The organism is Actinoplanes sp. NPDC021490 (assembly GCF_055562135.1).
Genome location: NZ_JBVHFW010000036.1, coordinates 1 through 12879, shown reverse-complemented (window position 1 = coordinate 12879; position 12879 = coordinate 1). Strand labels below are relative to the sequence as shown.

The window sequence follows — 12879 nt, the reverse complement described above, 5'->3', positions numbered from 1 at the left end:
AAACCACTCCACGCCGACATCCAGGCACCCCTCACCACCCGATCCACCAGCACAAACATGCCGTGGATCACCAAGGATTACCTGCATATCAAGCAGATCCGGATGGCAGGGCATCCGGATTGCGGCCATCTGCTCAAGAAGCTGATCGAGCATGGCCAATCCGCCCGGCAGGTGCAGGTCCTCGGTTTCCTTCGTAGCCGGCTCGCATTCGGCCTGGATCTTGGGCCCACTGGTTTCCGCTGCACGTGCTCGAGCGACCGAACCGGCTACGTGAACTGATTAGACGCGCCGGACTCGTCGCGCAAGGGACCAGACACAGAGGGCGGGCAATACGCCGAGTGCTGCACTGAGCGACACACCACCGACGTTGCCCGTGGAGATGGTGACCGCCATCAGCAGTAACGTGACAAAGCCGCTCAGCAGTGCGATCAGCACGAGCGTGAAGGTGCTCAGGTGATACGGCGTGCGTTCACCGCGGCCATAGAGCCGGTCCTTCGCCTCGAAGTGCAACACCACTCGGGCCGCAATGGCGGTGACTGACGCAGCCACAGTGCACGTCCACATCGCCTTGCTGGGCAACGCGGTCCCGGTGAGTAGCAAAGCGACGGCCGTTCCGGTGAGGGCTAGGACGACCCGCATCCGGGTGGTGGACGAAACGTCCCTCAGGTATGCGCGGAGGCCCGGGCCGAGGCGACGCAGGAAGCTCCAGGCGTACGCCGCGGGCCCGGCCACTGTTACTAGCGCGAGCAACCGAGCTGCAGCGCGATGGTCGTCCGCGAGTTGTGCCGTCACGTAGCCGAGGACCATCAGCAGGTAGGAGGCACGCACCAAGAAAATCCGTAGTACCCGGTCAAGGTTGTCCCGGCTGGCCTGCTCCCCGGGTTCAATTCGTATCGCGACGGCGAAGCCGGATGCCGCTGCGGCTAGCTGTTCCGCCGCAAACGGGTTCCGGCCCTGAGCGGTCAGACGGGCCAGCTCGTGGTGGGCGGGCGCGTGTTCCGGATCGAGTCGTAGCGCCCTGTGGAACGATTCCCGTGCCTCGCGGCGGCGGCCGGTGACAGTGAGTGCGGTGCCCAGCGTGACATGAGCGGCAGGCCGATCAGGGGCCAGCCGCACAGCGGTAGCCGCCGCGGCGAGCGCCTCGACCGGGTTCTCCCCGCTGTCGTTGAGCACGCCGGCGAGCAGCTCGTAACCATCAGAGCGGTGCGGCTCGAGGGCGATTACCTCACGCATGGCTCGGGCGGCCTCGGCATGGCGGCCCATGGCGGAAAGCGCAGCCCCGGCCATCGCGTGACAATCGGAGAGGTTCGGAGCGAGCCGACATGCGGTGACTGCCGCGTCGAATGCGGCGTCCGGATCCCCGGCGAGCAGCCGGGCACGGGCAAACACCAGCCAGCCAGCCACGCTGCCGGGTTCAGCGGCGAGCAGCCGGGCAGCCAGAACGGCAGCCTCGGCGTAGCGGTTAACGTCGCAGAGCATGTTGGCCTGCCGAACCATCACGTCCTCGGTCATCCCCTGCTGATCGGCCCACACCGCCTCAACTTGAGAACCGACGCTGCCAGAGCCTGGAGCGCTTGTGCGACAAAGCACGTCCGCCACGCGTGCGGCTCAACGTGTCAGGAGGACGCCTGATCAAGCAGCCGACCGAAGTCACATACCCGCCATAACGGCAGCGCGTAGCTCACGACCCCAAAAGGGCGCCCGGACCGCGGCAAATCCGGATACCCCCGGGGTCCCAGGCTCGACGATCCCCTACTCGCGCCGCGAAGCTCCGGGTACCTCTCGCAGATCATCTGCGGCGAGCTTGATGCCGGCGCTGACCGCGTACTTGATGACGAAGTACAGAACGGTGCAGATGGCTCCGATCACCAACAAATAACCAAGCCCTTTGGCCATCAGCACCACCAGCGGATCCCAATTCTCCATCATCGATCCATCCCCCATCGCGTCCGCGTCCGAGCCGCACGGCCGGGTGATCGTACGTCGCTCGCGACCCCCTCGGTACGAGCGTGCGTTGGAGTCCCCCGCCCGCACGTCGGCCACCACGGGGCCACCGCGCATTATCGGCGGCAGATCCGGAAGCGGTGGATCGGGTGCAGAGCTCGTGTAATCAGCGACTGGTTGGCCGTGCGCCAGTTCGCAGGCAGCCGATCAGTTCACCGGTTCATCGCCTGTAGGCCGATGGCGACAGCGTGCGCGAGGCGAGTGATCTGGGCCCGGCGCCGCGACAGGCGATCGATATCGATGGGGTCGGCCGCCGTGGCGCTCGCCGCGCGCAACCCCTCGCCGTCGAAGCTGTGCCGTCCGCCGCCGGTTGATTAGGCGCCAGAAGATAGTGCGGTAAGAGATCCTAATCAGGAATGATTGAGCCGTCCGAGACCCGCTGCCAATCGGCTAGCTTCCGCGCGGCCAAGATGGTATGTGGGTGTGCGGGTCCCAGTATTCGCGAGTAGTCGGCGTGTAGTTCGACAAGACGAGCGACCGCGGCGGCAGCGTTGCCCGCCTTTCCAAGCCATGAGGCATGATTGAAGCGCGTGGTGAGGGTGTGCTGATGCTCTGGGCCAAGTGCACGGGTGATGTCATGAATTAGTGCTCCGAATGCCTCTGCGGCGCCTACGGCATCGCCCGCTTTTCCGCGCCAATCGGCGTGATGACCGCGTGTAGTAAGCGTATATGGGTCATCATCGCCACAAATTATGGACACGTCTCGAAGCAGCAACTCGCACTCCTCGGCGGCCTTCTGAGGATCGCCGGACCTGCCGTGCCAATATGCGACGGCGCGACGGTTGTCTAGCGTCTGAATATGGTCCGGCCCTAGAATGCGACGGCAATCTTCAAGTAGCTGTTCGAAGCAAGATAATGCTTTTTTCGCGTCGCCCGCCATGCCGCTCCAGTAAGCGAGGCTGTGGCGAGTGTTGAGCGTGACAGGAGACTCTTGGCCAAGGGCCTGCTCTATCAGTGGAAGAATCCTAGCGAAGCTGGCGGCGGCGGTGACGGGGTCGCCGCTTTCCCCGATATCGTGTGCGAGGATCCTTTCCAATCTCAGTATGGCAACCTCGTCGCGAAGGACGCGATGACGCAACCTTTCCAGCAGTTGCTGGCAAAGCGCAATGGATTGTCGCACTTGGCCGATCTCGCTGAGGCTGGACGCCGCGGCGATTACGATCTCGTGAGTCTTAATATTCAGCAGGGCATCGCCGGTATGGTAAAGGAGTGCAATCGCGTTGGCGCGTAAGGCATGGGCAATTGCATAATGGTTGTCGGCATCGGCCTCGACCTGCATGAGGGCGTCGGCAACAACCCGGGCGACCGCATCCAAATCCACGGAGCTTTCCCGGAAAGCGCGGGCGGTAAGGGCGTGGATCCGAACGGCGCGGGCGCCGTCGGTGCGAGTATGAGTGACCAAGCCATATCGGTGCAGCAGCCGTAGCGCCTTCTTGGCTTGTTCGACGGTGACAGGGCCGTCCGCCAATCCGCGATGTGAGGTAAAATAGTCCGTGACCGCAGGTGTGGCCCAAAGCGAGTCCGGGTGGCCCGCGGGATCGAGTAAGGCGGCCAAGGCCAAAGCGGGACGGGCCAGCCCAGCCGGGCTCGCCCGATCCGCGGCTCCTAGGTTGAGCAGCAGCGTGACAGCGATAGGCTCGCCCTCGGCATCGCGGTCGACGTTTGTAGGCATAAGTTCGGCCAGACGCTGGCGGCCGCTCATGTAGCTGTCCAGGTAGGTGCTGGAGCTGCATTCCTCATTGGCCATGTACGCCGCAGCATGCGACAACGCTAGAGGCAGATGGCCCAGCGCCTCGGCCAGGTCAGCGGCTTGGGAGTCGATCAGGTGCGGGAACCCCTCACCATTGAGCCGGTCGACGAAGTAAGCCATGGACTCCTCACGGCTGTATAGATCGACGTCAATGCGAACCTGGTTGCCGCCGACGGGAGTCGAGACTCTGAGTCGGGTCGTGGCCAGAGTCCAACCTTGAGGGCGGGCCGGCGGGCGCCATCGATTGAGATGGGCAGGGTTGGTGACATCATCGAGCACGATTAGCCATGTACAACTTGCCGTATGAAGCCACTCGCAGAATGCTGCGGCCGCATCAGCCTGATCGGCTGCGTCAGCTCCCGGTACCGCAATTCGGGCCGCGGCGCGGGCGTAAGTCGCCACGATCTGATCCTCGGTGCTGGCCGGCGCCCAAACGACCAGGTCAATGTGCTTGTTAACGATGGCGTCGTGAGCGAACCAGGCAGCTAGTTGAGTCTTACCGACGCCACCGCCGCCAGCCAAAAGCCCCGTCGGCGGGCCAGTGGGCTGTTGGGATAGCACCACATCCGTGCCGCGTTGGCCGGCGGCCTGGATTCGCTCGCGCAGCCTCTGGCGAGGTTGGAATGCCGGGGCCAATGCTGGCGGGCGATTGATCTGGACGGGCCAGACCGGTGGCATGGCTGGGCCCGTGTGCTGCAATGCCTGCCCGGGCCGTGGTTGCTGCCCCAGATCGGTCAGCTGCTCCCGCACCAATGTGAGCTGTGCCAGTACCACGCGGTTGAATAGCGGCGATCCAGCCGCGCGCGCCGAAGATAGCAGCTCGTCAGCAAGTGCGTATCGGAAGCGGGATATCGCCGCATTAAAGTCGGTCAGGAAGGTCTCGAGGTCAAACCCCAGCTCTTCGAACCGCCTCCGCAGCGACGCCGGATCCGGTCCACGTTCCTCTAGTGCGGCGGACAGTAGCATCTCGGCCATGGTGGTGTCGCTCACGATGCGACGCAGCTGCCCCTCGACCAGAGACAGGAGATCTGACGTGAGCTCGTCCTGGAGCTCGTTCGCCATCTCGGTCGCCAGCTCGCCGAACGCCCGGGTGAACGCCTGGCGCAACGCCCGAGTCTCGGCATCACCGACACCGAAGTCACGGGTACGGTTGTAACCGGTCTTGAGTAGGTCGGTCGCGAGGTTGGTCGCAATGCCGAACAGCAAAGGATCCATGACTGAACCACCTTCCTCGCGGCTGTCTCCACTGTATCGGCGACACTCCCGCTCTCGCACTGCGCGAGCGCCCATCGGCCGGATAGAGGACGTCTACCCTCGGACTCCTCCGTCGCGAGGGGTGCATTAACGCCGTGCTTTCAGCCTGGCGTGACAGGCCCGAGCTGGGTGCGGAGAACCGGACAGGGCCAGAAAGCTGCCGTCTGAGGCTGTCGCCGGGCATAGCGTTGACTACTACATGCCGCTCGAGGTGCTACACCTGGCTCTATGCGCAGTTATCAGTTCCCTTTAGGCTCGGTTTGGGACCTACGCCTCGGGAGCAAATTCGCTGGGCATGTTCCTGGGGTCCGTCTTGGTTGGAGCTACTCTAGAGACGTACTCTCATCGGCAGATCCGTGCCGTGATCATCGCTGTACAGGCCGCCTGGCTCTCAAAGAGCACCCGCCGACGCCTACGGAGCACAGGGGCGACCACGCGCCGGTCAGGTGATGCACGAGGCCTCGAGCCGGGTCAGTTGATCAACTTGTTCCGGAAGATCAGCGTACAAGCGACCTCTTGTCGTCGGTCAATTCAGCGGACGGGTGGCGTTGCCGCCTGGGTGACGTCGGCTGGGATCGCGTCATCGCGGACGGCGAACCGAGTCTGGTTCTATATCAGGCCTTGGATGAGGTGATCGCGATGACGCCCCCTGCTGACGCCGACAACGACCCACTCGCTCACTGGCTGCAGACCATCGGCCGCAAACGCTCTCGAGGGCAGCACACGACGCCTGCTCCGGGCCGGCTGCGGTTTGCGTTCTACGGACGGATCTCCACCGCCGAATATCAAGACCCAGTCTCATCACGGCAGTGGCAGTACGACAACGCCGCCCGACTGGTTGAGGGACACGGCCAGATCGTCGCCGAGTTCTTCGACGTCGGACACTCCCGCAGCCTTGCCTGGACCCACCGGCCCAGCGCCGCCGCGCTGCTGGCCGCAATCGCCAGCCCGCACCGCAAGTTCGACGCCATCGTGGTCGGCGAGTACGAACGCGCCTTCTACGGACGGCAGTTCCACAAACTGATGCCGTTCTTCCAACTGCACAACATCGCCGTCTGGCTCCCTGAAGCCGACGGACCGATCGACTTGGATGACCCGGCCCATCAGGCGCTGCTTCTGCTGCTCGGACATCAGTCTCAGCGCGAGGTGTTGCGTTCCCGGTTTCGGACCAGCGCCGCGATGTGCGCGCAGGTCCGCGAGCAAGGCCGCCACCTCGGCGGACGGCCACCCTACGGCTACCGCTTGGTCGACGCCGGACCGCACCCGAACCAGGTCCACGCGCGATGGGGCCGTCGGCTGCACCGCCTCGACCCCGACCCGGAGACCGCCCGCCACGTCCAATGGATCTTCACTCAACGGCTGGCCGGCAACAGCGCAGCGGGGATCGCCCGCACCCTCAACGCTCTTGGTGTCATCCCGCCGTCGGCTCATGACCGGGCCCGCAACTCGCACCGCACCGGCGCCGCCTGGACGCTGCGCACGGTCGCGGCGATCCTGGGCAACCCGCGCTACACCGGCCGCCAGGTCTGGAACCGCCAGTCGGTCGACCACCACGAGACCGACCCCGGCGACAAGACCACGCGCGTCCACGGACGGCGACCAACGCACGGCTGGAACACCAAAGACCAGTGGGTGATCTCCACCCGGCAAGCACATCCACCACTGATCAGTGAGGCAGATTTCGTCCGCGCCCAGCACATCAACGCGATCAACCGACCCGACGATGGTGGCAGCCCACGCCGCTACCAGCTCACCGGTCTGGTCGTTTGCGGACTGTGCGGACGCCGGGCCGAAGGGCACTGGGCCAATGGCCGCGCCCGCTACCGCTGCCGGCACGGAGCCACCAGCAGCCGCGACGCCACCACCAACCGGATCCCCACCCTATATCTGCGTGAGGACCAACTCCTGGCTCAAGCCGCCGCGCAGCTACCCGACGCCGACCCGGACGATGTCCCCGCGCTGATGCAAGCCCGGCAGATGACCATCGTCTGCACGTCCGTCAGCACCGTGGTTGAAAGCCCCGCCGCAACGAACGCTAAGAGCGGGCCGACCGGGCCGATCCAGCCCACGATTCCCGGACTGGAGACGCCAATCAGACGGCGGAAAAGAGGAACCCCCACCGCCGCCCCTCACGAAACGTGAAAGGCATTTGTGGGGGTTAACGTGTCCGGAGGGGGACTTGAACCCCCACGCCCGATAAAGGGCACTAGCACCTCAAGCTAGCGCGTCTGCCATTCCGCCACCCGGACCTGCACTGCAACCTACGGTAACCGATCGTGGTGGATCGGCGTCCCAGCGGGCCGCACAGGAGAGAACTTTACACGGCCCTTCGGCGGCGTTGCGGCAGGGGTGGGGTGACGACAATTGGGGGCATACGGGCGCGGGTTTGGGAGAGGGATGGCGGTGGTGGGCGGCAGGGGGCAGCATGGCGGGCGTGTCTCAGCCCTCTCCCCTTACTCCTGCCCGGCAACGAGCCCAAGCCCTTGCCTCGTCGGGGGATTTGGGGGCGGCGAGAGCGTTGCTCGAGCAGGCGGTGGAACTCGGGAAACTCAACCTTTCGGAGGATGATCCGGATGTTCTTCGCACTGCGTATGAGCTGGGCGTATTGCTGCAGCGGGTGGATGATCCGTCGGCGGCTCGGCGGGTGCTTGAGGAGGCGTACGCGGCTGGGCAGTGGCGGTTGGGGGATTCTGATGCGCTGATGCTGCAGATCTCGCATGAGATCGGGGCTGTGGCTCAGGAGCTGGGCAATCGGCATGAGGCTCGTAAGGCCTTTGCGCGGGTGGCTGAGCTGGGGCCGGCGACGTTGGGGGTTGATCATCCGGCGGTTGCCAAGGCTCGTGCCTATCTGGGGCCGGATCAAGAGCCTTCCCCCGTACGGGTGGAGCAGCCGGAGGCCTCGGCTCTGAGGTTCAGTGCGTCTCCCCCTCAGCAGGACACGCCCGGCTTCGACCCGACCGCCCCGCAGCCTCAGACGCCCAGCTTCCGCGCCGCTTCTCCACCGACCCAGCCGCCCGGCTTCGGCGCCAACCCGCCACCGCCTCAGGTGCCCGCCTTCAGCGCGAACCCGCCGACGCAGGAGATGCCGCGGTTCGACTCGCAGCCGCCGCAGCCGGAGACGCCGCAGTTCGCGGCTCCGCCGACTATCGCGTTCGACGCTGTGCCGCCGCAGGCGCGGCCGTCGACAGTGCAACCGCCGAATCCGGCGAACCAGCAGGTCTGGACTGAGCCGGCGACCCGGGCGGTTCCGGCGCAGCGGCCGAGCCCAGTGGATGAGCCCACGATCGCGCAGCCGATGATCGCGCCGCAGCAGCAGCAACACGTTGCGCCGCCGCCCGTGCCGTTCCTGCATACGCAGAACGGTCCGCAGCAGCCTCCGTGGCCGGGCGGCCAGCCGGTTCCGGCGCCGCACTATTCGTCGCACACTCCTGGTAACGGTCAAGTGTTCGCACCTGCGCACCAGAGCGGGCCTCCGGCGTACGGGGAAAAGAGCAAGAAAGGCCTGGGTGTCTTTGCTGCGATCGCCGCGGTCATGGCGGCGGTGATTGCGGTGGCGGCGCTGGTGTTCGTGCTGGCCAATCGGAGTGGTGATCCGTCTGACAGCTCGGATGTGCCAACTCTGGCGGGGTCGCCGCCGAGCGATGTGACCTTGGTGGACAAGGGCACGACGATCGAGATCAAGTGGGCTGATCCGACGGACGGGACGGTGTCCTTCATGGTCATCATGGGGCATCCGGGGCTGGAGCTGAAGCCGGCGGGGACGCTGGTACCAGGCAGAACGTCGTTCGAGATGGGTGGGCTGAACGCCACGTTGAACTACTGCTTCGCGGTGGTGGCGGTGTACAGCGGCAACAAGTTCGCGACGTCGCCGCAGGCGTGTACCAGCCGGGCTTCGGCTACTCCTCGATAGATCGCGGCCACTCTCCGCTAGCTTGATCACAGATCGTGACGAGGGTTATCCACAACGGGTAGAACCACCTATCGGCATCCCCCTATGATGGCCAACGTTCCGAAATCCGGTGGCCGTCCGACGGGGAGGAAGCGGCAGTGACCAGCGCAGACGGGGTGACATTGGACCGACCGAGACGCCGGTGGCGTCGCGGCTATCTGGTCACGATGGGCACCGTGCTCAGTCTTGCGGGTGGTCTCGGGCTGACCGTGTTCGGGCTGGGCTCGGCCGATCAGGCGGTGGCCAGCTTCGACGCCGCCTCGTGGGTGTGGTCCAAGGCCAAGGGCGAGGTGGCGCGCATCAACGGCGTCACCGCCAAGGTGGACACGCGGGTGGACGTGCCTAAGGCGCGCGGCCACGAGGTGCAGGTCGTGCAGAACGACCGGTTCGTGATCCTGCGCGATGTGACGACCGGCGCGATCGGGTCAATGAACCTGACCACGCTGCAGGAGTTCTGGGCGGCCTCGTCCACATCGGGCATCGGCGTGCGGGTGGCGTTGCACGAGGACGCCGTGTTCGTCATCGACACCGTTCAGGGCACGGTGCAGCAGCTCGACCCGGGCACGCTGGGCGCGGTCGGCAATCCGCTGCGGTTCCCGCCGGGCATCGCGGGGGGCGTGTTCGACGGCAAGGGCAAACTGTGGATCGCCTCGCCCAGTGAGGGCACCGTCAGCGCGGTCACCCCGGCGGCGATCTCGTCGGCCGCAGCAGACCAGACCAAGAGCGCACCCCAGCGCGTACGCACCGAGTCGGTGGCCCCGGCCGCCCACGACCTGGCGCTTTCCACGCTGGACGACGGCGTGGCCGTGCTCAACCGCACCAACAACGCCCTGGCCATGGTCAACGGCAGCGAACCCGGCTTCACCAACACCACCCTGCCGCTGGCCGGTCCGGGCACCCTGGCCCCGCACACCGACGGCAAGCAGGTGCCGGTGACCGTCCCGGATTCCCGGCACGTCTACGTGGTCGGTGACCGGCGGGTGGCCGCCGACTTCCCGGTGCCCGGCGACGGCGAGGGACTGCAGCCCGCGGTGGCCTGGCACGGCTACTTCTACGTGGCCGACGACAGCGGCCAGGTGCACGTGTTCAACTCGGCCGGGCAACCTCAGAAAGACATCAGCTTCCCCAACCCGGGCGGGCGGCTCGAGCTCGAGGTCCGCGAGGGCTACCTGTTCATCAACGCGCCGGGCTCGTCGATCGCGCGGGTCGTGGACGGCTCGCACGCGGTGCGCACCGTCGACAAGTACGCCGACGACGTGCTCGGCGGTGACCGGCCGCCGGTGCCGCCGCAGGCTCCCCCGCCGCCGCCCAAGCCGCGCAAGCCGGTCGTGAGCAAGCCCAGCCCGCCGCGCAACGTGCGGGCCGCCGCCGGCAACGCCGAGGCGCGGGTCACGTGGCAGGCCGCCAACGACAACAACGCCGCGATCACCCGCTACGTGGTCGTCGGGGCCGGGCGCACGTTCCAGGTCGGCGCCGACCAGCGCGCGCTGACCGTGACGGGGCTGGTCAACGGGCAGACCTACCAGTTCGCGGTGAGCGCGGTCAACAAGAAAGGCCAGGGCCCGGCCCGGACGAGCAATGCCGTGAAACCGACCTCCGAAGTCCCCGACGCCCCGACGGCGGTGACCGCCGAGGCCAAACCGGACGGCTCGGTCGTCATCAGCTGGCCCCCGGCCAACGGACAGGGCCTGGAGATCCGGCGGTACACGGTGACGGCGATCTCCGAGGGCGGCAGCGCCCCGATCGGCGACTCGGCCGAGGCATCGCTGACCATCAAGGACGGCCAGCTCGAATACGGCAAGCAGTACGCGTTCACCGTCGTGTCGGTCAACGAACGCGGCGCCGGGTCCAAGGCGTCGCCGGTCAGCGGCAGCGTCGTGCCCTACACCAAACCCGGCAAGCCCGAGGGCACCGACGCGGCGACCGCGGGCGACCAGGCCGGTTCGATCCAGGTGGCCTGGCAGCCGGCCGCCGACAACGGGCGGCCGATCACCAAGTACGTGGTCAGCGCGGGCGACAAGAAACTCGACGTCACCGACGGCACGGCGGCCACGCTGAGCGGGTTCGAGTCGGGCGCCACGGTCGCGGTCGAGGTGCGCGCGGTCAACGAGGCCGGCGAGGGCGAGCCGGGCACGGCCACCGCCAAGACGGTCGCGCTGCCGCGGATCACCATGACCGGGGTGGACGCGACGTTCAACACCGCGACGGTCAAGTTCAGCGTGGACGCCGGCGGCGGCACGGCCGCCTGCTCGGTGGCCAGCTCGGGCGGCGGCGGGTCGGCCTCGGGCAACTGCACCAGCCTCAAGGTGACCAAGCTCAAGCCGAGCACGGCGTACACGTTCACCGTCACCGCCAAGAACGCGGCCGGCACGGTCACCGCGCAGTCCAAGGGCACCACCGACGCGCTGTACGGCATCGCCACCTGCAAGAACGGCCAGGAGGGCGACACCGCGACGTACTGCAACAAGGACGTCGACGGCCGCAACGGCAACGAGATCTTCAGCGGCACCCGGCAGAACAACGCCCAGCAGGTCGGCTGGGCCAAGCCCGGCACCCGGCTGCAGTCGTACTGCAAGAAGTCCGGCGAAGAGGTCTACGCCTACATCTACAACAACGAGAAGCGCAGTACCTGGTGGATCCAGGTCAACTACAGCGGCAAGAACTACATCCCGTGGGCGTGGCTCAACCTCGAGGGCGGGGATGACCTGAACGACCTGCCGACCTGCTGAGAGCTAGCTTTTGAGGTACCAACAGTGACGGAACAACTGCCGCCGCAGCACATTAACGGGTTCGCCGAGGTGGCCGCCGCGCTCGCCGACCGCATCGGCGCGGTCGTGCTGGGCAAACCCGAGGTGGTGCGCCTGGCGCTGACCGCCCTGTTCGCCCAGGGTCACGTGCTGCTCGAAGACGTGCCCGGCGTCGGCAAGACCACCCTGGCCCGCGCGCTGGCGGCCTCCGTCAAGGGGCAGTGGCGGCGCATCCAGTTCACGCCCGACCTGCTGCCCTCCGACGTGTCCGGCGTGACGATCTTCAACCAGGCCAGCCGCGGGTTCGAGTTCCACCCCGGGCCGGTGTTCGCCAACATCGTCATCGCCGACGAGATCAACCGGGCCTCCCCCAAGACCCAGTCGGCGCTGCTCGAGGTGATGGAGGAACGCCGCGTCACCGTCGACGGCGTCCCGCACCCGGTGCCGCAGCCGTTCCTGGTGGTCGCCACGCAGAACCCGGTCGAGATGGACGGCACCTACCGGCTGCCGGAGGCCCAGCTCGACCGGTTCCTGGTCAAACTGTCGGTCGGCTACCCCAGCGAAGACGTCGAGGTCGAGGTGCTGCGCGGGGCGGCGCTGCGCTCCCCCGACGCGCTGGAACCGGTCACCGACACGGCCATCGTCGGCGAGATGGTGCGCATGGCCACCCGCGTCCACATCGCCGACCCGCTTTACACGTACGCCGTCCGGCTCGCCGCCGCCACCCGCAACCACCCGCAGGTACGCGTCGGCGTCAGCCCCCGCGGCGTGATCGCGCTGACCCGGGCCGCCTGCGCCTATGCCCTGATCAACGCGCGGGGCTACGTGCTGCCCGAGGACTTCAAGACGCTGATCGAGCCGGTGTTCGCGCACCGCGTGCTGCTCTCGGCCGACGCGCAGCTGCGTGGGGTGACCGCGGCCGAGGTTCTCGCGGACGCGGTGCGCTCGGTGCCGGTGCCGCTGCCCGACAACCGCGTCACGGCCGGGGCGTGACCACTCAACCGCCCACCGGAGAGCCGCCGCCGCCGGTCGGCAGCGCTCCCCCCACCCGCGGCGGGCCCCCCCCCCCCCGAACCCCCCAAACCCCCAGCCGCGGCCCCCCCCCCCCCCCCCCGGCGCGGCCCCCATATATAACTACCGCGCCCCGCCTCCTGTCTGTGAGCGATGCGTCGTCG

Annotated in this window: 8 protein-coding genes and 1 tRNA gene; 5 read left to right on the top strand and 4 right to left on the bottom strand. The window is 67.0% G+C overall.

Annotation, left to right across the window (positions count from 1 at the left end; translation table 11 throughout):
• A partial coding sequence (locus ACZ3I4_RS47720) for a hypothetical protein (protein WP_465388827.1) occupies nucleotides 1-279 on the top strand: 279 nt, incomplete at its 5' end.
• Here the strand turns inward: ACZ3I4_RS47720 and ACZ3I4_RS47715 are convergent.
• From ACZ3I4_RS47715 to ACZ3I4_RS47705, 3 genes are all read right to left on the bottom strand, one after another.
• Nucleotides 280-1512 (bottom strand): tetratricopeptide repeat protein, encoded by a 1233-nt coding sequence (locus ACZ3I4_RS47715; protein ID WP_465388826.1) that lies wholly within the window; start codon nucleotides 1510-1512, stop codon nucleotides 280-282.
• 240 nt (nucleotides 1513-1752) lie between these two features.
• Nucleotides 1753-2046, bottom strand: coding sequence for a hypothetical protein (locus ACZ3I4_RS47710; protein ID WP_465388825.1), 294 nt, complete (start codon nucleotides 2044-2046; stop codon nucleotides 1753-1755).
• Between the two features lie 304 nt (nucleotides 2047-2350).
• Nucleotides 2351-4969, bottom strand: a complete 2619-nt coding sequence (locus ACZ3I4_RS47705) for a tetratricopeptide repeat protein (protein ID WP_465388824.1) — start codon at nucleotides 4967-4969, stop codon at nucleotides 2351-2353.
• A gap of 669 nt (nucleotides 4970-5638) precedes the next feature.
• Between ACZ3I4_RS47705 and ACZ3I4_RS47700 the strand changes: the two genes are divergently transcribed.
• Nucleotides 5639-7150, top strand: a complete 1512-nt coding sequence (locus ACZ3I4_RS47700) for a recombinase family protein (RefSeq protein ID WP_465388829.1) — start codon at nucleotides 5639-5641, stop codon at nucleotides 7148-7150.
• A 22-nt stretch (nucleotides 7151-7172) separates the two neighbouring features.
• On the opposite strand, the gene ACZ3I4_RS47695 is transcribed toward ACZ3I4_RS47700, so the two are convergent.
• Nucleotides 7173-7257 (bottom strand) — tRNA-Leu (locus ACZ3I4_RS47695).
• Between the two features lie 176 nt (nucleotides 7258-7433).
• Here ACZ3I4_RS47695 and ACZ3I4_RS47690 point away from each other — a divergent pair.
• The 3 genes from ACZ3I4_RS47690 to ACZ3I4_RS47680 all read left to right on the top strand — a co-directional run bounded on the left by ACZ3I4_RS47690 (nucleotide 7434) and on the right by ACZ3I4_RS47680 (nucleotide 12697).
• A complete protein-coding gene (locus tag ACZ3I4_RS47690) occupies nucleotides 7434-8918 on the top strand; it encodes a tetratricopeptide repeat protein (protein ID WP_465388823.1) in 1485 nt (494 codons plus the stop codon).
• A gap of 206 nt (nucleotides 8919-9124) precedes the next feature.
• Nucleotides 9125-11686, top strand: coding sequence for a fibronectin type III domain-containing protein (locus ACZ3I4_RS47685; RefSeq protein WP_465388828.1), 2562 nt, complete (start codon nucleotides 9125-9127; stop codon nucleotides 11684-11686).
• 24 nt (nucleotides 11687-11710) lie between these two features.
• The gene (locus ACZ3I4_RS47680; protein WP_465388822.1) at nucleotides 11711-12697 is read left to right on the top strand and encodes an AAA family ATPase; all 987 of its coding nucleotides are present in this window, start codon (nucleotides 11711-11713) and stop codon (nucleotides 12695-12697) included.
• Nucleotides 12698-12879: the final 182 nt, after the last annotated feature.